20 protein-coding genes are annotated in these 22,107 nt (G+C 58.2%); 11 read left to right on the forward strand and 9 right to left on the reverse strand.

Going from position 1 to position 22,107, the window contains the following annotated elements; genetic code table 11:
* From sctR to EJ073_RS23775, 8 genes are all read right to left on the reverse strand, one after another.
* On the reverse strand, positions 1 to 666 hold the full coding sequence (gene sctR, locus EJ073_RS23740; protein ID WP_029354851.1) for a type III secretion system export apparatus subunit SctR: 666 nt from the start codon (positions 664 to 666) through the stop codon (positions 1 to 3).
* On the reverse strand, positions 659 to 1,687 hold the full coding sequence (gene sctQ, locus EJ073_RS23745; RefSeq protein ID WP_187331393.1) for a type III secretion system cytoplasmic ring protein SctQ: 1,029 nt from the start codon (positions 1,685 to 1,687) through the stop codon (positions 659 to 661). The genes sctR and sctQ overlap by 8 nt, the downstream gene beginning before the upstream one ends.
* A gap of 89 nt (positions 1,688 to 1,776) precedes the next feature.
* Complete coding sequence (locus EJ073_RS23750; protein WP_091595843.1) at positions 1,777 to 2,289, reverse strand: hypothetical protein; 513 nt, start codon at positions 2,287 to 2,289, stop codon at positions 1,777 to 1,779.
* On the reverse strand, positions 2,265 to 3,623 hold the full coding sequence (sctN, locus tag EJ073_RS23755) for a type III secretion system ATPase SctN (protein WP_024505372.1): 1,359 nt from the start codon (positions 3,621 to 3,623) through the stop codon (positions 2,265 to 2,267). The genes EJ073_RS23750 and sctN overlap by 25 nt, the downstream gene beginning before the upstream one ends.
* Entirely contained in the window at positions 3,620 to 4,243 is a 624-nt protein-coding gene (gene sctL / locus EJ073_RS23760; RefSeq protein WP_091595841.1) for a type III secretion system stator protein SctL, read from the reverse strand. The genes sctN and sctL overlap by 4 nt, the downstream gene beginning before the upstream one ends.
* Positions 4,240 to 4,935 carry a nodulation protein NolU gene (locus tag EJ073_RS23765; protein WP_268931536.1) on the reverse strand — a complete coding sequence of 232 codons (696 nt, stop codon included), beginning with the start codon at positions 4,933 to 4,935 and terminating at the stop codon, positions 4,240 to 4,242. The genes sctL and EJ073_RS23765 overlap by 4 nt, the downstream gene beginning before the upstream one ends.
* Positions 4,880 to 5,716, reverse strand: a complete 837-nt coding sequence (gene sctJ / locus EJ073_RS23770; protein WP_281033078.1) for a type III secretion inner membrane ring lipoprotein SctJ — start codon at positions 5,714 to 5,716, stop codon at positions 4,880 to 4,882. Before sctJ ends, EJ073_RS23765 begins: the two co-directional genes overlap by 56 nt.
* A gap of 36 nt (positions 5,717 to 5,752) precedes the next feature.
* A complete protein-coding gene (locus EJ073_RS23775; RefSeq protein ID WP_029354864.1) occupies positions 5,753 to 6,262 on the reverse strand; it encodes a nodulation protein NolB in 510 nt (169 codons plus the stop codon).
* A gap of 186 nt (positions 6,263 to 6,448) precedes the next feature.
* On the opposite strand from EJ073_RS23775, the gene EJ073_RS23780 reads away from it, so the two are divergent.
* The 7 genes from EJ073_RS23780 (at position 6,449) to tdh (ending at position 15,609) form a co-directional block, all read left to right on the forward strand.
* Positions 6,449 to 7,147, forward strand: coding sequence for a secretin N-terminal domain-containing protein (locus EJ073_RS23780; protein WP_091595837.1), 699 nt, complete (start codon positions 6,449 to 6,451; stop codon positions 7,145 to 7,147).
* Between the two features lie 427 nt (positions 7,148 to 7,574).
* Positions 7,575 to 9,386, forward strand: a complete 1,812-nt coding sequence (locus EJ073_RS23785; RefSeq protein ID WP_236370748.1) for an HrpF/NolX family T3SS translocon protein — start codon at positions 7,575 to 7,577, stop codon at positions 9,384 to 9,386.
* A gap of 1,056 nt (positions 9,387 to 10,442) precedes the next feature.
* Positions 10,443 to 10,787, forward strand: coding sequence for a helix-turn-helix domain-containing protein (locus tag EJ073_RS23795; RefSeq protein WP_091595831.1), 345 nt, complete (start codon positions 10,443 to 10,445; stop codon positions 10,785 to 10,787).
* 37 nt (positions 10,788 to 10,824) lie between these two features.
* On the forward strand, positions 10,825 to 12,162 hold the full coding sequence (gene glyA / locus EJ073_RS23800) for a serine hydroxymethyltransferase (protein ID WP_091595829.1): 1,338 nt from the start codon (positions 10,825 to 10,827) through the stop codon (positions 12,160 to 12,162).
* A gap of 57 nt (positions 12,163 to 12,219) precedes the next feature.
* A complete protein-coding gene (metK, locus tag EJ073_RS23805) occupies positions 12,220 to 13,395 on the forward strand; it encodes a methionine adenosyltransferase (RefSeq protein ID WP_063169265.1) in 1,176 nt (391 codons plus the stop codon).
* Between the two features lie 19 nt (positions 13,396 to 13,414).
* Positions 13,415 to 14,509: an adenosine kinase gene (locus EJ073_RS23810; protein WP_245316490.1), complete on the forward strand. Its 1,095-nt coding sequence runs from the start codon at positions 13,415 to 13,417 to the stop codon at positions 14,507 to 14,509.
* Positions 14,510 to 14,574: 65 nt separating this feature from the next.
* On the forward strand, positions 14,575 to 15,609 hold the full coding sequence (gene tdh, locus EJ073_RS23815) for an L-threonine 3-dehydrogenase (RefSeq protein WP_126057764.1): 1,035 nt from the start codon (positions 14,575 to 14,577) through the stop codon (positions 15,607 to 15,609).
* Between the two features lie 580 nt (positions 15,610 to 16,189).
* On the opposite strand, the gene EJ073_RS31725 is transcribed toward tdh, so the two are convergent.
* Entirely contained in the window at positions 16,190 to 16,678 is a 489-nt protein-coding gene (locus EJ073_RS31725) for a hypothetical protein (RefSeq protein WP_164747350.1), read from the reverse strand.
* Positions 16,679 to 17,285: 607 nt separating this feature from the next.
* Here EJ073_RS31725 and EJ073_RS23825 point away from each other — a divergent pair.
* The 4 genes from EJ073_RS23825 (at position 17,286) to EJ073_RS23840 (ending at position 21,994) form a co-directional block, all read left to right on the forward strand.
* Positions 17,286 to 17,972 carry a response regulator transcription factor gene (locus EJ073_RS23825; protein ID WP_029354874.1) on the forward strand — a complete coding sequence of 229 codons (687 nt, stop codon included), beginning with the start codon at positions 17,286 to 17,288 and terminating at the stop codon, positions 17,970 to 17,972.
* 71 nt (positions 17,973 to 18,043) lie between these two features.
* Positions 18,044 to 19,465, forward strand: coding sequence for a type II and III secretion system protein family protein (locus tag EJ073_RS23830; protein WP_051695798.1), 1,422 nt, complete (start codon positions 18,044 to 18,046; stop codon positions 19,463 to 19,465).
* A 12-nt stretch (positions 19,466 to 19,477) separates the two neighbouring features.
* Positions 19,478 to 20,038, forward strand: a complete 561-nt coding sequence (locus tag EJ073_RS23835) for a CpaD family pilus assembly lipoprotein (protein WP_236473720.1) — start codon at positions 19,478 to 19,480, stop codon at positions 20,036 to 20,038.
* Between the two features lie 84 nt (positions 20,039 to 20,122).
* A complete protein-coding gene (locus EJ073_RS23840; RefSeq protein WP_091595825.1) occupies positions 20,123 to 21,994 on the forward strand; it encodes an acyltransferase family protein in 1,872 nt (623 codons plus the stop codon).
* Positions 21,995 to 22,107 lie beyond the last annotated feature (113 nt).

A 22,107-nucleotide genomic window follows, 5' to 3' on the forward strand; every position in this document is an offset into this window, starting at 1 on the left:
TCAGCCTCCCGGTAACGTATAACTCAGCACAAGCCCATGCATCAATTTTGACCAACCATCAATGGCAACAAACAAAAAGATCTTGAACGGGACAGATATAACAGTTGGTGAGACCATCGACATACCCATTGCCATCAAGATAGTTGTCACTATCAGATCTATAACAATAAAAGGCAGATAAAGTAGAAATCCTATCTCAAATCCGCGCTTCAATTCTGATAGCAAGAAAGACGGTACAAGTATTGCAAAGTCATCAGGCGTGGCTGCAGCGTGCATTTCCTCTGGCCAGACCTTTTCTGTCGAAGATAGGAAAAATCGCCGCTGCTCTTCATTTGTGAATTTCTTGAGATGCTCGCGCAAGGGCTCACTTCCGGCTTTAGCGGCGCTTACCCAGTCGTCGAATGTCTGATAGTGGAGCTTGGGATCCGACATGCGGTCATAGGTCTGCTCAGCAACGGGCGCACTAACGAACATAGTGAGGATCATCGCCGCGGCGTACAGCACCACATTGGGTGGTATGGTCTGGGTCCCGAGCGCATTGCGGACGAGGAAAAGAACAATTGATACCTTTACAAAGGCCGTTGTCGTGGCAACTGCTAAAACCAGCAGACCGAGTCCGGCGGTAACCGCAAGAAGCGCCAGGATTGTCGGCTGAGCTTCACTCATTGCATGCAAACCCGCCACGGAGCCTGATGCCCAGCTCTTCTCCGATGCGGACAATGTCGCCACGCCCGATACGCTGACCATTGGCCACTATGTCGACCGGGCCGTCGATCGGCCATCCAAGTTCAAAAATATGCCCTTCGCCGGCACTTCTTAATTCCCCAAGAGAAATAGGCCAGCGGCCGCATTCAAAGACAAGCACGATCTCGACATCGTCGAGATCCTTAGTAAGCTCCAGTTGCGATCCGGGTTGTGTCATATGCGCATTCTCCAAAGGACACGGTCGCGGGCGGAAAGGCCCCCGCAAGATTAATTCATCGCCGTCAAGATCCGCCCCGGCGCACAACTGGCCGACAGCTAGGGTGATCTGGCCGCGGCCGAACGGCGCAATATCGGGCAACAATGCATCACCGACACATGCGCTTCGAAGAAGCGCCGCAGGAAGGCGAAGCGTGCCGACCTCTCCTGCAACAATGAGCGGGAGCTCTGGAGGCAGCCCGCCCAGCTGCCGCGGCAACTGGGCAAGCAGTTCGCCTAGCGCGCGAAACGCAGGCGGTACTAAGCCGTCAAGAGGCGTGAACAGGAATAGACGGCCCTTGCCCTTGACCGCGCCGAAAATGATGTCGAGTTCAAGATGAGGAGCCAGCATCGTGGCTTCGCATACGCGCACGAGTTGCACGTTCAGACGCGTCGTCTCCTCCAGTCGAGTGACAAGCGGCTCAAGAGCGAGTTCGAGAATAAGCGAAGCAGTTGGCTCGGAAGGGAAGGCCAAGCCGTTCTGCACTGTCGTGATGAACTCCTCTACGAGCGGGCGCGACAGCGACAAGATGACCGTTTCGGCTCCCACTCTCCAGACGCAGTCAAGCATCGGAATGGCAGCAGGTTCCTGCTGCCAGACAAGCCCTGCCGTTCGCACCGATAGCGGCACCTCGTTGATCCGGCTTTGAAACGGCGTACGGGGCGCTGCTGTATCATTGAGCCACGAGACAACCGTGCGGGACAGTTTCAGAACTGGTTCGAACATGGCGGGTGTGACCGCAGCGGCTATCAAAGACTGCACGGTCGTGTCATTCGGACGACCTCTTGCGACTGTCGGATCCGGTTGCGCGGCATTTAGGCAAGCGACCCCCTCGCATATTTCAGCAGTATCTCGTCGTCGGCCTCGATCTCGGCTGCGGCCTCCGAATGAGTCTCGACGGCGCGCCGCACGTCGTCCTCGATTTGTTGCCATTTGTCCCTTGCCGCCGAACATATGACCCATAGCTCCCTCGTCCTGGACGCCGCCATCTCAGCCTCCTCTTGAGCGATTTGGGCATCATCAAGCATCTGCCGTCTGGAAGTGATCTCAGCGGCAAGCTGTTCAGTGTGAAGGCGGTGACGGTCGAGCGCTGCGCTAGACAAGTTGTCGAGTGACATCAGATGCTGATAGAGCGCTGCTTCTGTTCTTGAACAATGTTGCTGTATCATTGCAAGCTCCCTAGCGGCATTTTGTACGGCTGAGGCGGCCACATCGCGCTGGGCTTCCTTCTTGGACAGCTCGCCAAGGGCACGACGCTCTTGCATTTCCTTCAGAAGCCGTAACCTCGAAGACTGAACCCAGTTCACGCGGTCAGACGCGACATCCATGCGACCGTCTCCTCGAAATCTGACGCGTCATCTTCGCTCTGGCGCAGAAACTCCCTCAGTTCGTCGATTGACGCGACGGCCCGGTCAGTCAGGGGATCTCCACCTGGCTTGTATTCGCCAACATTGATCAAGAACTCGGTCTCGGCATAGCGCGATAGGAGCTCGCGGAAAATGGATGCTGCCTTGCGATGTGTCCCCGAAACGACTGCATCCATGACGCGGCTGCGACTCTGCAGCACATCAATAGCGGGGAAATGCGATCGCGCCGCAATAGCGCGTGAGAGGATGACATGGCCATCGAGAATACCACGCGATTCCTCGGCGATTGGATCACCCGTGCCATCACCCTCTACAAGCACCGTATAGAAGGCCGTGATTGAGCCCCGCTCACCCATGCCGGCGCGCTCGAGCAGGCCTGGCAGCATGCCAAAAACGGAAGGAGGAAAGCCCCGTCGCGTCGGCGGCTCACCCGCAGCAAGGCCTATTTCGCGCATAGCGCGGCAGAAGCGCGTCAGCGAATCCAGCATGAGAGCAACGCGTAGGCCCTGATCGCGAAAATATTCCGCGAGCGCAGTCGCCATTGGAGCGCATTGCGCACGCTCCACCGCCGAGCGGTCGGAGGTTTCAACCACGACGACCGTACGGAGAAGGCCCTCTTCACCAAGATTCCTTTCGATGAATTCACGAACTTCCCGTCCACGTTCGCCTATGAGCGCCACTATGACGACGTCAGCGGCGGCACCCTTTACGATCTGTGACAACAGCGTCGACTTGCCACCACCTGGCTCGCCATAAATCCCGATCCGCTGGCCCTCGCCGCACGTCAGCAGACCATCGAGGACACGGACCCCAAGCGGGAATGGCCGCTCAATCATGCGCCTCGTCATCGGATTGGGGGCTCTGCCATGCAGGGGCCGAGTTTCGACGGTCTTGATTTCGCCTTTGCCGTCCAATGGGCGGCAACGACTGTCGATCACGCGACCGAGCAAATCGCCGCCGACGGGCACCTCACGCATTCGGCCAGTGGCCACGACCTCTGCGCGGCTGGATAGGCCCACCAAGTCCCCGATCGGTGTCAGCAATACACCATCACCCGACAGGCCGATCACCTCGGCCTCGAGCGACAGCCCGGTTCGCGGGTCCTCTAGGAGGCAAAGTTCCCCAATACGAGTATCTGGCAAGACGGCATGAACCAGTGTGCCGATAGCCCGCGTGATCCGACCGCGCACCGCACGCGTGTCAATTCGCTTGGCCGCAGCCCTCAAAGACGAGATTGCTGGAACGAGAGCTCGAGTGTCGGCGTCAGCGTTATGTTCTGGGACGGGCTTTCTCATAGCTCGCCTTTTTCACATAGCGTCCCGAAACCAAGGCGCAGCGCGCGCATCTGGGCGTCAAGTCCCAGGTCGACATTGCCGTACTCGCTCCACAGCACGCACCGTTGCGGCGACAACGTCGGGTCGGGCTCGATCCGCACCCTTGGTCGACCATCCTGGCCGTCGCATCGAGCAAACTCTCGTGCAAGCATGTCGACTTGCATGGGAGAAACATGAAGGCAAACTTCGGCGCCGCTGTATTGACACTCTATGGCGTGACGAACAGCCCTCACCAGTAGCTCGCCCGGATCGAAAGCGCCGATAAGATCGCTCAATATTTCCATCACGAGCTGCGGCAATTCCTGCTCCAGAGCCGCCTTTCGTCGCGCGATTTCGGAGATTGTCTCCGCAATCAGCCCTGCCATCTCCTCGGTGCCTGCATTCGAGCCCTCCATGTGGCCGCGCACCCACGCCCGCTGGTAAACGGCGCGTGCCCAGTTTCGAACGCGCTGCCGATGCCGTTCTGCCGCGGCAAGCGCTTGCGCGGCGCTGTGCCAGGTTTCGAGCTCGCTCGCGGGTATCAGTGGTCCGATTGGACGCATCTGCGGCGCTATTGGCCCCTCGGAAAGTTCGGCTGTCATTTCACCGGGGTCTCTGTCTCAAAATGAGCTAGTACAAGTGAAAGCAATTGGCCGGCGGCGGTCCAATGCTCAGGTGCTGGAGTCTCCGCGGCAGTCCCCTCGGGCAACCGAAGAAGCACGCGGTTACGCTCGGTCGCTGAACTGTCCTGGAGCCAAGCCCCAAGACATGCATGTCCATCGTATTCGATTTGCTGAGCGAGTTTTTCTGGGTCCGCGATCAGTCTGTTCTCAACGGCATGCAGCAGGTGTCGGATTCCGAATGCGTGTGCATCCACGCCGATGCGTTTAACAAGGATGGCAAGCTCAGGCTGAGAGACAAACGCGACCAGCGAACGGGCATGCCAGATACTACCAGCAAGAAGGGCAGCTCGATATGGATCGTGCCCGCGTAGAAGGTCCGGCCTGCAGCCGATGTGGTTCAGATCCACGTCATAGTTGCCCAGCAATTCTGCCAGCCTTGGATGCAGTCTGGAACACTTCTGCAACTTCACTAACGTTTCTGCCGATAACGCTGGATCAAGACGCGCCGCTAGACGGGTCGGATGGGCCGAAGCCGCAAGCTCGCTCGCGCCCGGAAAACGCAATTGGTGCGGACCATCAGGTCGGGCGGTCTGTATAGGCATTGGCAATGAGATGTCACCCACGTCCAATTGCAGGCATTCTTTTGCGAATGGCCTCGACAGCAGAAGCATCCCGGCGCCCCTCGACCTTGGAAACGCCGGTTGATTGCTTGCGCCGACGCGTAGCAACGCTGACCAAGAGATAACAGGCCACTGCGAATACGGCTGCGGCAAAACCTGTCACGGTCGCCAGAATTGGCGCAGGAAGAGGTGTTGATGCTTGTGGCAAAACAGCAGTCGGATCGGGCCGTTGCTCGTGTGCGGACCGTTCTACCGGCACCAAAACCACTTCCACCTTATCGTAGGACAAGCCTTCGATGCTGTCGGCTACCAGCATCTTTATCTTTGGCAGCAGAGCCGCGACATTTGTTTTGGCGTCGTGCCTGATAAACACCGCGGCCGAGGATGGCGTGGCGCCGGCTCGCACAAGGTCGTTATGCGGCAGCACGACGTGAACACGTACAGAAAAAACGCCATCGATATCGCTGATCGTCCGCGACAACTCTTCGCTCAGGGCATACACGTAACGGGCACGCTCCTCGGTCGGCGAGGCAATCAGGCCTGATCCTTGGAATATCTCACCGAGGTTCTTGAAGGATTGGCGCGGCAACCCCTTGGCGTTCAGAAGGTTGATTGAGAAGGCGAGCAGCTTTTCGTCAACCTGGATCGTGCTGGTCCCATCCTTGGCGACCACCCGGATCGCGGCGACCCCGTTGTCTTCAAGAAGTGCGAGCATTTCATTTGCCTCACGCTCTTGCAATTGCGTGTAGAGGTCGGTTTTGCAAGCACTGAGGGCGACGAGAACTAGCAGCATGACAAGTCTAACCGACCGCCACCCTGACAGGCCACGCATGATTTCGCCCTCGGCCAAGCCAATCATGCGCGCGGTTCAGCCTTCCTTCAAAAGTTTATTCACGGATGATGTGACGCCGCTGACGCCTTTGGAGATAAGCGCCACCTGGGTGACGCCGTTGTAAACATCCCGAAGACCAGCCATCATCGTTTCGAAGTCTTGCCCTTGTTGAGGAATGCCCGAGATTCCGGTTCCCGCCTCACCTGCGACGGGAAGCTTCTGCGCCGGTCCCGGTAGAGCGCCCTTCGAAAGGGCTATGTCATGGTCGAGCGCGGGGAAGGAAACAGTGTTGTGTGGATATAGGGAGGAAATCGTCTGCAACACGCGATCGCCCATGCCGCTCGTCGGCGCAGCCGCGCGCTGAACATCCATCGCCGCAGCAACTGGCGCCGCACTCGCTGGCTCCGCGGCGGCATTGTTTTTCAGCGAGTCGGCTGCATGCCCTAAGGCGCGCTCAAACTGGGCCTGCTCGACAATCGACGGTGATCCGACCCTGGGGAGGCCAGCCGTTAGAGTGGCAGAGATCGACGTGACAGGCATCATCATGTAAGGACTCGGTTGCTCTCTCTGACCGGGCGGGCCCCGCCCATTCATCACCCGGTGTCGGCGCAACACTCCTAGGGGGGCAAGCTGACAACAAGCTGACTAACGGCGGCGTCATTTCGACATCTAAAATCTCTTCGGCAATTTAGTCACTTGTGATGATTTCAGCGTTTGGTTTATCAGTGCGACATGCCGAGAACGCTTATCCAACCCGTCACCCTGCATGTTTTGAGACTTCTCTGTGCCGGGTTTTTTCTGTCCACCGGGATTCACCCGGCGCACGCAGTCCCGCTGTCCCTTCCGGCGACACCCTATAGATACACGGTTCTGGATCAGGAACTCGCTGCAGCGTTGCAGGAATTCGGCAACAACCTGAATATCAGGGTCAACATCAGTCCTGCGGTGAAGGGGCGAATTCGCGGACGTATGCCTGATTTGCCACCGCGCGCGTTCCTCGACCGCTTGACGAACCTTTACGGTCTCCAATGGTACTATGACGGCCTTGTGCTCTATGTGTCTGCTGCACAAGAATCGCAAACTCGAATGCTTTTGATGACGTCGATTCGCTTCGATGCGTTCAAGGGGGCTCTCGACAAGCTTGATATCTCCGACGAGCGCTATGTGGTCAAACCCGTGCCAGGCAATGGCCTCGTCTTCGTTTCCGGTCCACCGCGCTTCGTCGCACTCGTGGAGCAGACCTTTAACGGCTTGGTGGCGGAGGCGCAGGCGCAGACTCACATAGCGGCCACGCCAAAGGAATCAGTGCTGATCTTGTTTCGCGGCTCCTCCACTACGGTCGTTCGCGACGGACGACCGGATGCTTCTTATTCTTCTGACATCCCACAACAGGATAGCGTTGGCGGGAAGCCTGAGCTGGGCAAGAAATGAACATTGAGGATTTGCCGCAGCTCTGAAGAACATGACTGCGGCTACCCCTTTGTGAACTCTTCGCAAACTCGTCAGTTTCTCGAAAGCTAATCCGCTCATGATGAGTCCCGGCAGCTCTCGCGGTGACTCCGGCCATTGTGTTGGACCGAACCTTGGAGCCGGCCCGGAACACAGCAATTGAAGGCAGGGCAGGCGCATTCGTGACCTGCCGACGCTTGGAATTGTCGAATTTTGTGAAACGCAAGGGATCTTCTGTCGGGGTCTCTTGTGGGGATTTCAACGTCACGTCTGAGGATGCACAATGTCGGCCAGCAATCTTTCAACTTTCTACCGCTCAAATTCGCTACAGTCCGCAAGGGGTTGGCCGGGCCTGAAAGTTTCCCATTTTGCGACCCAGCATCAGCAAAGTGCATCGTGCTTCGAAGCGATGCTGTCCACTTGTGTGCTGGCAAACAAGCCCGGCTCTTTCGCGCAAGGGGATCTGCCAACGTCGAATCTTGATTCGACAATGGATAAATTGCGGCAGGACCCTTTGGGCCATCTGGCACCGGATGTCGAATCGACATTGAAGGGCTTGGAGCAACACCCACTGGATCTGCTGCCGCCACATATGAGGGCGGCTCTCAAGGAGGACCAATCGCAACGCTCCAAGGCGACTGAAGCCCAACATCTGCTCCGCGTCACCCCGAAGATCGAGCCGGCTCCCAGGCCGAGCCCCGGAATCACGTGGAACGGTGGGTCGCTGACCACGGCTGAGTTGCAGATTGTTGCGGTACTCAACCGTCACAAGGACCAATGCCCGCTTAGTTGGAAGTCGTTGACCGAGAAAGCCAATGATCCCTCTACGCCACCGGATCTGAAAGCGGCGATCAAGGGACTGCAGCAGGATTCGGGACTTTTTTATGCGATTGGCTCGCAGGGCGACGGCCGCTGTGGAGGCAAGATCAACGCCAAGGACTTGGCCGGATTTTCAAACCACCACCCACAAGTTGCTGCATTTCAGGAAGCCCAAGCGCAAAGCTACGAGCAGAACTACATACCATCCGACGGCAGCGGAGGTTTGCAGCCTTCGGTCATGACCTTGAGCGATGCCTTGCGGGAGTTTTACCGGTACTCCGAAAATCTGTCCAAGGACCTGAGTCTGGATGAGTTCAAGAAAATGGTCGGCGGCGAATCGAAAAACGGCAAATTTCCGCCCCAGGTCATTGCGGCGGCGCAATATTTCCTCGATCACCCCGATGCTTGGAACCAGTTGTGCGGTGGCTCGAAAGGGAAGATGCACAAAGAGGATTTCCTGCAAGTCGCCTCATCGTCGATGAGCCTCACGCAAACTGAGCTGAATACGGTCGAGATGATCAAGGACCATCAGGACACGTTCTTTGGAAGCGGTGTTCTGACTCGCGACAAACTGGCGAAAATGAAAGACGACAAGAGCCTTGATCCGAAAGTGCGGGAAGCAGCCTCTCAGCTCCTTTCAGATCCTCTTTTGTTTGGCCTCCTGAACAATTCGATCACGGGCTATAAGACCCATCATAAATTCTTCGACTTTGGCGGCGGGCATACGGTTGATTCCGGCAATATCAGCAAAAAAGACTTTGCCCATTTTTGCACAAACATGTCGTCTGCGAACCGCAACGTTCAGCAGCCAATCACCCACGGCGCCCAAACCGCAGAAGAGCAGAATGCCGTCGCGGACATGAAGATGGGCCTGATGGACCAGCCTGACATTAAGTCAGCCAAAAAGAACGGCGGGGCCGTCATGCACGTCGTCGACTCCGTGCTCAAAATCGAGACGAAAGTGCTCGACTTGGCGGCAACGGCGGTGGGACTGCTCAGCTTCATTCCGGGCCTCGGACAAGTAGCCGATCTTGCCTCGATGGTTCTCGAGGCTGAGTCGCAAGCAGCCAATCTCCTGCGTACGGCCATTAACGGAGGCGATATGAAGCGAGCGCTGGAGGAAGCTGGCCTCAATATGGCCGCGCAGGCGATCGGCCTTATCGCAGGCCCCGAGGTCAAGCTGGCCATTCGAAATGGGCTCGTAAAGCACCTGATGGAAGAGGCCTTGGCGGCAGGCATTGATCTTTCGGTCTCGACGGCGCAGGACTACGCAGAAGGCTATGTGAATAACCTCCAAGCGCGCCTTGCAGGCGGCCCTGAGCAAAACCTAGGCCTTCCGAGCATGCCATCATTCCAGAGTGTGGCAAGCAATGTGCCCTTCGTCGGCATTGCCTTATCCTAGCCGTCGCCTTGCGCGGAAGCTTTGGCTCGCGCGCTGAGATAAGGGTCATTGTGGCACAAGCAGGGGTTCATCCGCATCAACGCAAGCGGTGTTCCTGACGCCATCTTGATCGGACTGTGAGGGAGATGTCCGAAGTCTGTGAAGGCTTCGGTATATGACGACTTCAGAGTTACGCTGAGCCCAGCCATCTCGAGCCGGTGCGCCGGGTCGAGGTTTTCACGGGCGCCGGCCGGCAGCGGGAATGGTCTCCGGAAGGCACGGCGCGGATGGTGGCGGAGCTGGCGCAGCCGAAGGAACGGCTGTCGCGCGCCCAGGGCGGCCTCCCGAACAGCCAGACGATGATCTCCTGCGGCCTATATCCTTGTGCCCACGCTCAAGGCAGTCGGCTGAAAACAGCGCTGATTTAAAACAGCATTATCCTGCACTGCACCCTCGATCCTTGCGCTCACCGATCGCTCGTCGACACGCACGCGGTCAAGTCGTTATCGGCGCTATGCCGATGGGCTTCGAGAGCAAGGTGGACGCTGAGCGGTGCGTCAGCCTCAGGGCGCGGCTGGCCAGCTTTGGGTCTCACGCTCTATGACGGCAACACCCGGCTGATCCACTTGGCCTGTTCGGGGGCTCCCGGCAGCGGCGCGGAAGCCACGGTCCGCCTTCCTCGGCTTCAGGCCAAAGACACCGCAGCATGCTCCAGAGCTATGTCTGCCGCCTTCGCCCCATCGTCGCTGGTCATGTGGAAAGGACAAGCAGGCTACGCACCCCATAATCCCGTCGGGCAGGATTCGACAGTCGACGGCGAGACATTCGCCAAACCTCACCCTTGATTCTCAGCAACGTTAAAAAAAATTCACATAATGTTCGTGAGCGTAGTCTCCTGTCAGGTGGTACATTAGCCCCAATATCTGGCGTCTTAGTCGTAGAAAGGACTGTGATCCATCTTCCATTAGCATCCATACCAGCGGATTTACAGCAAATGACGAGAAGAGATCTCATGCGGATTGATGGGGATAGAAGGGCTAGCGGCTTGCTGCATCCCGTCCGGGTTGATGCCAACCAATGTTGACACTGGTAAATCGCGTAAGGACGGCAGCGCATCTTGATCGCCTTCGAATCCTGGGCCTTTGCGCGCATGCGGATCTAACCGTCGGCGAGCTGGCCGATATTACCAGTCTGCCTCGCGAGCAGGTTCGACGCCACGTCCGGCGGCTGGTCAGAGCCAACTTTCTTTGCTGCAACGAACAACGTCCGCAGTCTTCGTACCATATGCAAGCAGGAGGCAAGGATGGCGGGCTGGCTCAATTGGTGGTCGATCTCCTGCCCCACGATGATGGTCATCATAAAAGAGACCTACAACGCCTGGAAGCAATACAAGACGCGCGGTTGAAGGGACCGCCTGCTTGATCGTGAAATAGATCAGTCCAAATGGAGCGCGACTACCATGGATAACTCCGCCGGCGGCGCCATCGCGCAGCCCGACACTTACGGGCGGCCTCACTTAGCCGCCGTCGACTCCCGCGTTCGCGAACTGCTTCTAAGACAGGAGCGCCAGGAGCGGACAACTCTCAAACTGATCGCCTCCGAGAACTTTGCCTCCTCGGCGGTGTTGGAAGCGACCGGGTCGATTTTCACCAACAAGTATGCCGAGGGATACCCCGGTGCGCGCTACTACGCCGGAAACGAGATCGTCGATGAGCTTGAGACCCTCGCGATCGAGCGCCTGAAAGCGCTATTTGGCAGTGAACACGCCAACGTCCAGCCTTATTCAGGCTCGCCAGCCAACCAGGCTGTCTATCGCGCGCTTTTGAGCCCCCGTGACAAAGTGATGGGCTTGCCTTTACCCGAAGGCGGCCATCTGACTCACGGTTGGTCCGTCAATTTTTCCGGCAGCGATTATCAGCGCGTCCCGTACAGGCTGCACGAAAAGACACAGCAAATTGACTATGACCACTTGCGCGAGACCGCCAAGCGGGAACGCCCGAAGCTAATTTGGGTCGGCGGAACTGCTTATCCGCGTATTTTTGACTACGCGGCAATGGCCGAAATTGCTTCGGAGGTGAACTCGTATCTGGTGGCTGACATCGCCCACATCAGCGGCCTGGTTGTCGCAGGAGTGCATCCGAACCCCGTGCCCCATTGCGATGTGGTCACCAGCACCTCTCACAAGTCGATCCGCGGTCCCCGGGGTGGCTTCATTTTATCAAGGAATGAAGACCGTTATCAGCCCCTCCATCATCCGAAGAGCAAACACAATCTGGCCAAACGTATAGACCGCGCCGTGTTCCCTCTTCTGCAAGGCGGACCGCATATGAATACTATCGCCGCGCTTGCCGTCGCTTTGCAGGAAGCAGCGAACTCGTCCTTTCGTGTCTACGGTCAGCAGATCGTCCACAACGCCAAGGCTCTGGCCCAGGCGCTTCTGGAGCGAGGTTATGAACTCGTCACCGGGGGCACTGACAATCACATGCTGATCCTTGATCTTCGGGACCGGCCGCTGTCAGGCAAAGCCTATGCGGAGCGCTTATCGCGTGCAGGCATCATTGCGAATTTCAATATGGTCCCGGGCGACCGGCGGCATCCGGCGCTGACAAGCGGCATCCGCTTAGGGACGCCAGCGGTGACGTCCATGGGCATGCGCGAAACGGAGATGGTGCAGATCGCCGCTTTCATCGACTCGGTCTGCCGCCAGCCCGATGACCAGGAAGTTCATGCGAGCGTACGAAGAGACGTTGCCGACTTCTGCACTGCGTTCGATGTTCCCGGCATCCCCGACAGATAAGCCACCCCAATCCAGAAACTCCTCACTAACTCCAGCACTTGAAGCGAGGGCATTTTTATGACCAGGCAGTTCGTGTTCTCTTCCGAATCCGTCGGCGCGGGACACCCCGATAAGATGGCAGACAACATCTCCGATGCCATTCTCGATGCGGTCCTGCGCACCGATCCGAAGGCGCGCGTCGCCTGTGAAGTGTTGGTGAAGACGGGGATGGTCGTTGTGGCTGGCGAGATCACCAGCCATGCCCACATCGATTACAGCCAAGTCGCCCGCGATACGATACTCGATATTGGCTACGACGATGATGCGATTGGCTTTGATGGTCGACGTTGCGCCGTCGTTCTGGCCCTCACCGAGCAGTCGCCCGACATAAGCCAGGGCGTTGATGAAGGACGAGGGCAGGATCTCGGGCAGGGGGCAGGGGATCAGGGCATCATGTTTGGATTCGCATGCAACGAGACGGATACATTGATGCCCCTGCCGATCCAACTCGCTCACCATTTGACGAAAAGACAGGCCGAGGTCCGGAAAGCGGGACAGCTTGGCTGGCTGCGTCCGGACGTGAAATCTCAAGTGTCCGTACGCTACGAAGGGCTCCGCCCGGTGGCGCTGGATACCATAGTCCTGTCGACGCAGCATGACGAAGCGGTCTCACAAGCCACGGTCCGCGAAGGCGTCATTGAGGAGATCATAAAACCGGTCCTGCCGGCCCACCTGGATACTTCGGGGATCAGATTTCTGGTCAACCCAACAGGGCGGTTCGTGGTCGGTGGGCCTGCCGGCGACTGCGGCCTCACAGGACGGAAGATCATCGTCGATTCCTACGGTGGGACCGGGCGTCACGGCGGCGGTGCCTTTTCGGGCAAGGACCCATCCAAGGTTGACCGCTCGGCGGCCTATGCCGCCCGGTATGTCGCGAAGAACATCGTTGCCAGCGGCCTTGCGGAGGTCTGCGAGGTTCAGCTTGCCTACGCGATCGGCGTGGCCAGTCCGGTTTCTGTCATGGTCAATACTTTCGGAACCGCAAGGATCGAGGAAAAAAGGATCGAGCGCCTTGTTCTCGAGGTTTTCAATCTCCGACCGAAAGGCATCATCAAGATGCTTGATCTCTTACGCCCGATATACCGCAAGACGGCGACATACGGACACTTCGGGCGTGAAGAGCCTGAGTTCACCTGGGAGAAGACGGACAAAGCTGACGATTTGCTGCGTGAAGCAGGACCGGCAGCTGCGTGAGGGCGGCTGGATCAAGCGCATGCGGCAACCCATTTCAACTCGCGAGACCACGCCCGGCCGGCATGGCAAGAAGCCGGCTCGGGTTTTTGGCGGAGATTTTGATGCGGATTATGACGTGCTCTGCATCGGTAATGCCATTGTCGACATCATCGCCCAGTGCGACGAGGCATTCCTCGAGACCAACGGCATCATCAAGGGAGCGATGAACCTCATCGACACAAGGCGCGCCGAGCTGCTCTACAGCCGCATGGGTCCGGCGATCGAGGCCTCCGGCGGCAGCGCCGGCAACACGGCGGCCGGCGTCGCCAGCTTTGGCGGCCGCGCCGCCTTCTTCGGCAAGGTCTCCAACGATGCGCTGGGCGAAATCTACGCCCACGACATCCATGCGCAAGGCGTCGCCTTCGACACCACGCCGCTCAAGGGTGAACCGCCGACGGCGCGCTCGATGATCTTCGTCACGCCCGACGGCGAGCGCTCGATGAACACCTATCTCGGCGCCTGCGTCGAGCTCGGGCCTGAGGATGTCGAGGCGGACAAGGCCTCTGGCGCCAAGGTCACCTATTTCGAAGGCTATCTGTGGGATCCGCCGCGCGCCAAGGAAGCAATCCGCCAGACGGCGATGCTGGCGCACGCGGCAGGCCGCGAAGTGTCGATGACCCTGTCGGATTCGTTCTGCGTCGACCGCTACCGCGACGAGTTCCTCGAGCTGATGCGTTCGGGTACCGTCGACATCGTCTTTGCCAACAGCCACGAGATCAAATCGCTTTACCAGACGGCGTCGTTCGACGAAGCGCTGGCGCAGATTCGCAAGGATTGCCGCATCGCCGCCGTGACCCGATCGGAAAAAGGCTCGGTGATCGTGCGCGGCGACGAGACCGTGGTGATCAAGGCGACCGCCATCAAGGAGCTGATCGACACGACGGGCGCCGGCGATCTCTATGCCGCCGGCTTCCTGCATGGCTACACGCAAGGCCGTGACTTGCAGACCTGCGGCGACCTTGGCTCACTGGCAGCCGGATTGGTGATCCAGCAGATCGGCCCCAGGCCCCGTCAGAATTTGCGCCGCGAGGCCGAGCAGGCGGGGCTGACCATTCCGGACGTTCAAACGAGTTAGTGGCCTACCTTCCCGTTGTGCAGGCTATCTCGCCAGAAGCGCAATCACGGAATAGGGAAATCCTGATGTCGAACATGATGAAGGCGCTTGTGAAGGCCAAGGCCGAACCGGGCATCTGGATGGAAGAGGTGCCGGTGCCGGAAATCGGCCCCAACGACGTGCTGATCAAGATCAAGAAGACGGCGATCTGCGGCACCGACGTGCACATCTACAATTGGGACCAGTGGGCGCAGAAGACGGTGCCGGTGCCGATGGTGACGGGCCATGAATTCGTCGGCACCGTTGCCGATTTCGGCGCAGCGGTCACCGAATACAAGGTCGGCCAGCGTGTATCGGGCGAAGGCCACATCGTCTGCGGCCATTGCCGCAACTGTCGCGCCGGGCGAGGGCATCTGTGCCGCAACACACTCGGCGTCGGCGTCAACCGTCCGGGCGCGTTCGGCGAGTATCTGGCGATCCCGCAGCACAATGTCGTGCCGATCCCCGACGATGTGCCCGATGAGATTGCCGCGATCTTCGATCCCTTGGGCAATGCCGTCCACACCGCATTGTCCTTCGATCTGGTCGGCGAGGACGTGCTGGTGACTGGCGCCGGGCCGATCGGCATCATGGGCGCGCTCGTCGCCCAATGCGTCGGTGCGCGCAAAGTGGTCATCACTGACATCAACCCGGTGCGGCTGGCACTGGCGAAAAAGCTCGGCGTCCAGCATGTCGTCGACGCCTCGAAGGAAAAGCTGCGCGACGTCATGCCGGCGCTCGGCATGACCGAGGGGTTTGACGTCGGCCTCGAAATGTCGGGCGCAGCCCCCGCCTTCCGCGACATGATCGATACCATGAACAATGGCGGCAAGATCGCCATTCTGGGCATTGCGCGGACCGGCTTCGAGATCGACTGGAACAAGGTCATCTTCAAGATGCTGCATCTCAAGGGCATCTACGGCCGCGAGATGTTCGAGACCTGGTACAAGATGATCGCGCTGGTGCAGGGTCCTCTCGACGTGTCGGGCCTGATCACACACCGCATCGGGGTCGATGACTACCTCGACGGTTTCGAGGCGATGAAGAGCGGCAATTCGGGGAAGGTGGTGATGGATTGGTAGGGATTGCCTTGGCCGCTCTTCAGGAAAAGCTGACGGGACAGCACCCCTCTGGTCCGCCGGACATCTTCCAACGAGGGGAACATGGCTGGGTGGAGAGCTATGGCTCCGCTAGGTGCGCCCCCTAATCATGATACGGCGACGTATCGCGGCCCATCCGATAACGGTCGATGGTGGCAATTCGCCTCAGCCGATGACGGAAATCCGGTGAACGGATGCTCACAGGCCCCCACGCGATCGTCTATTTCCTAAGATCTGCGATTGAGGTCGAGGTGTTGCCGCCGTTTCAGCGGGTAAGATGCGTTAGACGACTTCCGGTACCTTTCCGGTCAGCGAATTAACGAAGGCAACGAGCCGCATTGGACAGGTCGTGCCATTCCGGTTCGGGGGAAGTATGGCGCGGCTCAGCATGGCGACACGGTCGGAACTGAAGCGGCGATCGTGGAGCGTTATCGCGGCGTTGACAAGCGGCGCATTCTGAATGAGTTCGGGGCGGTAATCGGCTATTATCGCAAGCGCGCGCGATCCGTCTTATGAACCGTCGTGAGCAGAGGCCGTCTGCGAGCAAGAGCCGCAGCCGCTGTTACGGCAGCGATGTCCGCGAGGCGCTCATCGTGTTGTGGGAGGCTTCGGAGCGGCTGAGGTCCGCATCGTCGCTCGCGGCGGCCAGCGCCGCCGGGCAGGAATGAGTTCGGCAGTTCGCCGCTCGGTGCAAGCCCGCACCTCGGCGATTGGAAAGATCCGCCGCCCGGCTTTGTTGAGCGCATTCGGGCACGTCTTGGTCGGGGAGCTTCGTGCAGACGATGGTGCTGACCGAAATTGCCACCGGCTGGACCGAATGCATTCCGGTCCGCACGCGCAACAGCGGCAATGTGATCATGGCGATCAAGCAGGCCCGCTCGCGGTTTCCCTGACCCTGTGCTGCTGTTTGCCGGCATCCGCCCGCACAGGAAGAGCTTGGAAAGCGGTCGATCGTCGTGGCCTGAATGCGGAAATCGAGGAGCCGTTGGTCGTCGATCTCCAGCCTGAACGCGGTCGTTTCCTGGTGCCGCAAATCGGCTGTTGCATACACATCCCTGTCAGACGTCAGTTTTCCTCGCCCATTTTGGTGTCGAGATGCGAAGTGCTCTTTTGGACCAGCAAGGCTTTTTGGAAATCTGAGAGCGGCTTTCCGCGGGGCGCTCCATTTTTGAGCATCAAGCTACCACAGCCAATGACGCGCAGGTTCCACCAGACTCGCCAGCCTTGAAGGACAGCGAAATAGCAGAGCACGACAGACACAACAATCCATCAGGAAGCCGCAGTCGTTGAAGATGCGGCGCTGCATCCATACCGTGGATGCATTCGATCCAAATAATCGATTTGTTCAATCAGTTTCTCGAAAGCTAACCCTACCCTCTGTGGGAATCGGGCTCTGGGCCGCGACGCTGCCTTGCGAGCGCAGGGGCTGCACGTAGGAGAGATGATGCAACGAGAAATCGCACGCGGGTTGCTGGCGTCGTGGGTTCGCCGACCGGCGTATTTGAGCCCGTCAGTTGGTCCTCACCCGCGCCTATTGCCACCGAGCGACTTGCATGTCCCTCCAACTCGGACCTGTTCCGAGAGATGCGACGAGTTGTGCGCCGTGTGCTCCGATCAGATGGCCGCCGGTGACGCGTCTCTCTTCGATAGGAGATGAAATGCGAACGCTGCTCGTGGATCATCATGCGGATCTTGCGCGCGCCATGCGACTTGCGCTCGGGGATGGCGGCTTCGTCGTTGATGTCGTTGGTACTCTGGAACTGGCCTCGAGTGCATTTTCTTGCGCCAGCTATGAAATTCTCCTGCTGGAATTGGCTCTGCCAGATGGCGATGGCTTGGGTTGGCTGAGGCAGTTGAGGACCCACGGGCATTCAGTTCCTGCCGTCATTATGAGCAGCCTTAACGATCTCGATAAGCGAATTGCGATCTTCAACGGTGGTGCGGACGACTTTCTGCTCAAACCCGTCTCTACCGATGAGCTTATCGCCAGAATGAGAGCCATTCTGCGCCGGGCGTCACAGATGACCGACCTGAGGCTCGTATTTGGCAATCTCAACTTCGATCCGGTCGCCCGGCAGGTTTTCGTTGCTGGGCACCCAATGATGATCGCACGTCGCGAACTCTGTATTCTAGAGCATCTGCTTAACCGGGCAGGCCGCATCGTGCCCCGTGCGCAGTTGGAAGATCACCTCTATTCGTTCAACGACGACGTGTCTGCCAACGCGCTTGAAGTCGGAATCTATCGTTTACGTGGACATCTGACCAGATCAGGTGCAACGCCACGGATCAAGACCATCCGTGGCATTGGCTACATTCTAGAATTGACTGACGCGTCATCCGCATAGTTTGTCGAATCGAAAGAAGATCTATTTTGCTGATCCTTCAACATCCTTGCCCTGCGCTCAATTGGCGGGCGATCGCCATCAAGGTTCCGAGACCTGCAGTGCCCCGTTACCTGGGCCATCTCCTCTGCGCGCTTATTGTGACTTTCCCACTTGGTGTCGCGGCGCAAAACAAGCAGGACAAAGGCGCGCCGCGTGCGGCTTCGAATAGCATCAATGCCACGCTGACCCTTTCCTCTTCGCTCGGGGAGACCGTTCATCTGCCCGCGCCAGCCACGACCATCTTTGTTGCTGACCCGACGATCGCGGATTTTCAGGCACCATCGAGCAAAACAATCTTCGTCTTTGGCAAGAAATCGGGGCGGACCAGCCTATTCGCCTTGGACGGCAACGGCGAGCCTCTCGCCGAATTGCGTATCGTTGTCACGCAACCGATCGGGGATTTACGCGCCATGTTGCGGGAGCAGGTCGGCGACTATCCCATCCGCGTCAACTATACGCCGCGCGGCGCAATCCTTAGCGGGACGGCGCCCGACGCAGAGGTCGCCGACACCGCAAAAAGAGTCACTGAGCAATATCTGGGCGACGGAGCGCAAGTCGTCAACAACATCAAGGTCGCTGGATCCCTGCAAGTTAACCTCAGCGTGCGCGTAGCCGAAGTCTCACGCAGCGCCATGAAGTCACTTGGCGTCAACCTGTCCGCCTTCGGTCAAATCGGCAATTTCAAAGTGGGCGTTCTAAGCGGAAGCGGTGCAAGCGCTGGATCTGGTTCAACCCAGGGTGGCGGTACAGCAGAAATCGGATTCGACAACGGTGTCGTCAACGTCAGCGCGGTTCTCGACGCGCTCGCCAAGGAGCATATAGCTTCCGTCCTGGCTGAGCCGAACCTCACCGCTATGTCGGGTGAAAAAGCCAGCTTTCTAGCTGGCGGCGAATTTCCCATTCCTGTCCTGCAGGAAAACAGGCAGGTATCGGTTGAATTCCGTCACTTCGGCGTCAGTCTGGAATTTGTGCCGACAGTTCTCAGCAACAATCAAATCAACATTCACGTAACGCCCGAAGTCAGTGAACTGTCGACGCAAGGTGCCGTGCAAATCAACGGAATTTCCGTGCCGGCAGTTTCCACGCGCCGAGCCGATACGGTCGTCGAACTCGCCAGTGGGCAGAGCTTCGCAATCGGCGGTCTAATCAGGCGGAACGTCAACAATGATGTCAGGGCCTTTCCCTGGCTCGGAGAAATGCCGATCCTGGGACCGCTTTTTCGCTCGTCCTCGTTTCAAAAAGAGGAGTCAGAACTGGTCATTCTAGTTACGCCTTACATTGTAAGACCAGGCTCCAACCCAAACCAGATGAGCGCACCTACGGAGCGGGCGGCACCGGCTTTGAACGGAGGGGGCGCTCCGACGAATTCCGTGGCAAGTCCCCCGCGAGACCGCGCTGCTATCCGTGCGGGCGCGCCAAGCGCCCAGGGCGGTCTCGGCTTCATCATCGAATAGTGTCGTCCAATGATGTTGCGTTTTATAGTCCTCTTTGTCGCTCTGGCACCAAGCGTAAGTGGCTGCACAAGCACTACGCCAGTTGATGTCGAACCATCGGCATCAATGCTTGTCCGAGAGGAGACCACCCTCCTGACGTTGCAAAGCCTGCGCGCTTCCGAACGGCAGCGTTTGCGTGATTTCCTAAACAAGGCCAGTCGCGGCCGATTCGATGCCCTCCACCTCCTCATCAGCGGTTCGCCCCAGCTCAGCGCAGGGGTAGCCCATCAGGCCAGGCAGTTGGCAATCGAAGCAGACAACATTCAATTGCTCGATCAACACGACGCCGGCTCAGTGCGAATTGAGGCGATTGTCTATCACGCCCGTCCGCCGGTCTGTCCCTCATATGGTGCCTTACCCAATGAAGAATCCTTCAAACAGCCGCTTGGTTGTTCGACAGGATTTAACCTGGCCGTGATGGTCAACGATCCGCGCGATCTGCTCGACAATCAGGCCGTCAAGTCCGGCGATGGCGATCGTGCTTCTGTACCAGTTGCCACTTACAGAACGTTCGGGACGGATAAAGGTGGCTGATACCGGCCCTTATCTTGGCAGCACTCCTACCGGAGATTGAAAGCTTCCAATCTCGTCCTGATCTAAAATCAAAGGAACCGCTGGATGCAATATAGGCGCGATATCGCGGGCCTTAGGGCTGTTGCTGTACTTCCGGTCGTACTCTTTCATTTCGGAATTTCGGCGATCCCGGGTGGCTTTAGCGGGGTTGATATCTTCTTCGTCATCTCCGGCTACCTTATCAGCGGAAGCCTCTTGGATGACCTTGAACGCGGCCAATTTTCGATCGTCAACTTCTACTGGCGCCGTGCCCGGCGCATTCTGCCGGCTCTCGTCTTTGTGATGCTTCTCACCTGCATTGCCGCATTGTTCATTCTTCTGCCATCGGATCTGCGCGAATTCGGTCTTAGCATCATAGCTGCCTCGACCTTCTGGTCGAACGTTTTTTTCTGGAAAACGTCAAGTTACTTCTCGATCGATGCCGCGCTTCGACCACTGTTGCACACCTGGTCGCTTTCCGTAGAGGAGCAGTACTACATCTTCGCCCCAATCCTGATGTTCCTAATCTATCGCTACATCGGGAAGCGCTGGCTGACGACACTTCTTCCGATAATTCTCTGCAGCTTCGTAATGGCGGTGATGGCGACATCGCTGGCGCCCACCGCCGGATTCTATCTGCTGCCGACCCGAATCTGGGAACTCATGTTGGGCGCCCTGCTCATGCTCAAACGCCCCCCGCCGTTGGGCAACAGATTCCTGATGGAGTCGGTGGGGTTGGCCGGATTTGGCCTTCTCGCCATCGGGTTCTTCGCGCTTTCGGAGAGCGACCCGTTCCCAGGCTACAACGCCTTGTATCCATGCATCGGAACGGCCCTTCTGATCTATGTTGGCCAAAATTCCCCCTCGACGGTCGCCAGCCGCATGCTCGAAGTCCGGCCGCTGGTCTGGATTGGGCTCATCTCGTATTCTTTGTATCTTGTTCACTGGCCGCTCAATGCGTTCGCGCATTATCTTTCGTTCCAAAAACTCGATCCTTTGATGACCGGTGCGATGTTGGTAGCAAGCCTCGCATTGGCTGCATTCTCCTGGAAGTTTGTAGAGCAGCCGTTTCGACAGAAGAGGGCCTTCACCGCCCCGGGGCCTATCTTTGCCTTTTCAGCGCTCGCGATCGTTGTTCTTTGTGCCGGCGGAGCGGCGGGGGCGCTCGGCAACGGCTTTCCGCAACGGTTTCCGGACTATGTCCAGCGGCGCATTTCCGTCGGGGACTGGAGGAATGGCATCTGTTTCAACGAGGGCACCAGCCGGATCGAAAGCTGGAATATGGAGGATTGCACGCGCACTCGCGGTTTTCCAACAACGGTTTTTTTGTGGGGCGACTCCTTCGCCGCGCACTATGTTTCCGGCCTGGGTGCTAACATAAATCGGTTGCAGGCGAACATCGTGGAATATACGTACGCCGGCTGCCCGCCGATACTCTCTTACTACTCTTACGCTCGTCTTGATTGTGTCCGGTTCAATCGCAAGGCCTTGGACATCATCTTGGAAGCGGACATCAAGACGGTTATCCTCAGCGGTAAATGGAGTGACTATGAGGTCAGAGGCTTCGACGGTCTTCAGCAAACAATCGATACGCTTCGTGCCCTGGGCGTGCGCGTGTTTGTCATCGGCCAGTCTCCGCAGTTCCCAACTGACGTCCGGAAAATTGCGTTCTTCGCCAAGCGCCAAAATCTGGACGATACGTCCTGGCCGATGGCGATGGACCCCGGCATCAACGAACGTGTGCGCTCATTTACCAAAGGCGCCACATTCATCGATCCGCTGAAATTCCTGTGCAGCGCAGGACGCTGCCCCTATTCCGACAGAGGAGAGTTTATGTATTTCGACTATGGTCATTTCTCTTCAGCCGGCGCCACACTGGCAATCTCGAAATACTGGCCGGCTTTTGGCAAAGACAATGCTCTTCCTAAGACGAAGTAGCGGGTCAGACGGCTGACAAGCACCAGTGCGGGTCCCTGTGATTGCTCCTGCTTCGGCAGCAGCCGCGACGATGGAGCTGTTCAGGTTTAAGGCCACCCGATAGCGACCTAGGA

The organism is Mesorhizobium sp. M4B.F.Ca.ET.058.02.1.1 (assembly GCF_003952505.1).
Lineage (GTDB): Bacteria > Pseudomonadota > Alphaproteobacteria > Rhizobiales > Rhizobiaceae > Mesorhizobium.

Bases quoted from the DNA above. Each gene is read 5' to 3' on its own strand.
- sctR (WP_029354851.1), bottom strand. From the start codon at position 666: ATGAGTGAAGCTCAGCCGACAATCCTGGCGCTTCTTGCGGTTACCGCC.
- sctQ (WP_187331393.1), bottom strand. From the start codon at position 1,687: ATGTTCGAACCAGTTCTGAAACTGTCCCGCACGGTTGTCTCGTGGCTC.
- EJ073_RS23750 (WP_091595843.1), bottom strand. From the start codon at position 2,289: ATGGATGTCGCGTCTGACCGCGTGAACTGGGTTCAGTCTTCGAGGTTA.
- sctN (WP_024505372.1), bottom strand. From the start codon at position 3,623: ATGAGAAAGCCCGTCCCAGAACATAACGCTGACGCCGACACTCGAGCT.
- sctL (WP_091595841.1), bottom strand. From the start codon at position 4,243: ATGACAGCCGAACTTTCCGAGGGGCCAATAGCGCCGCAGATGCGTCCA.
- EJ073_RS23765 (WP_268931536.1), bottom strand. From the start codon at position 4,935: ATGCTTCTGCTGTCGAGGCCATTCGCAAAAGAATGCCTGCAATTGGAC.
- sctJ (WP_281033078.1), bottom strand. From the start codon at position 5,716: ATGCGTGGCCTGTCAGGGTGGCGGTCGGTTAGACTTGTCATGCTGCTA.
- EJ073_RS23775 (WP_029354864.1), bottom strand. From the start codon at position 6,262: ATGATGATGCCTGTCACGTCGATCTCTGCCACTCTAACGGCTGGCCTC.
- EJ073_RS23780 (WP_091595837.1), top strand. From the start codon at position 6,449: ATGCCGAGAACGCTTATCCAACCCGTCACCCTGCATGTTTTGAGACTT.
- EJ073_RS23785 (WP_236370748.1), top strand. From the start codon at position 7,575: ATGCTGTCCACTTGTGTGCTGGCAAACAAGCCCGGCTCTTTCGCGCAA.
- EJ073_RS23795 (WP_091595831.1), top strand. From the start codon at position 10,443: ATGTTGACACTGGTAAATCGCGTAAGGACGGCAGCGCATCTTGATCGC.
- glyA (WP_091595829.1), top strand. From the start codon at position 10,825: ATGGATAACTCCGCCGGCGGCGCCATCGCGCAGCCCGACACTTACGGG.
- metK (WP_063169265.1), top strand. From the start codon at position 12,220: ATGACCAGGCAGTTCGTGTTCTCTTCCGAATCCGTCGGCGCGGGACAC.
- EJ073_RS23810 (WP_245316490.1), top strand. From the start codon at position 13,415: ATGCGGCAACCCATTTCAACTCGCGAGACCACGCCCGGCCGGCATGGC.
- tdh (WP_126057764.1), top strand. From the start codon at position 14,575: ATGTCGAACATGATGAAGGCGCTTGTGAAGGCCAAGGCCGAACCGGGC.
- EJ073_RS23825 (WP_029354874.1), top strand. From the start codon at position 17,286: ATGCGAACGCTGCTCGTGGATCATCATGCGGATCTTGCGCGCGCCATG.
- EJ073_RS23835 (WP_236473720.1), top strand. From the start codon at position 19,478: ATGTTGCGTTTTATAGTCCTCTTTGTCGCTCTGGCACCAAGCGTAAGT.
- EJ073_RS23840 (WP_091595825.1), top strand. From the start codon at position 20,123: ATGCAATATAGGCGCGATATCGCGGGCCTTAGGGCTGTTGCTGTACTT.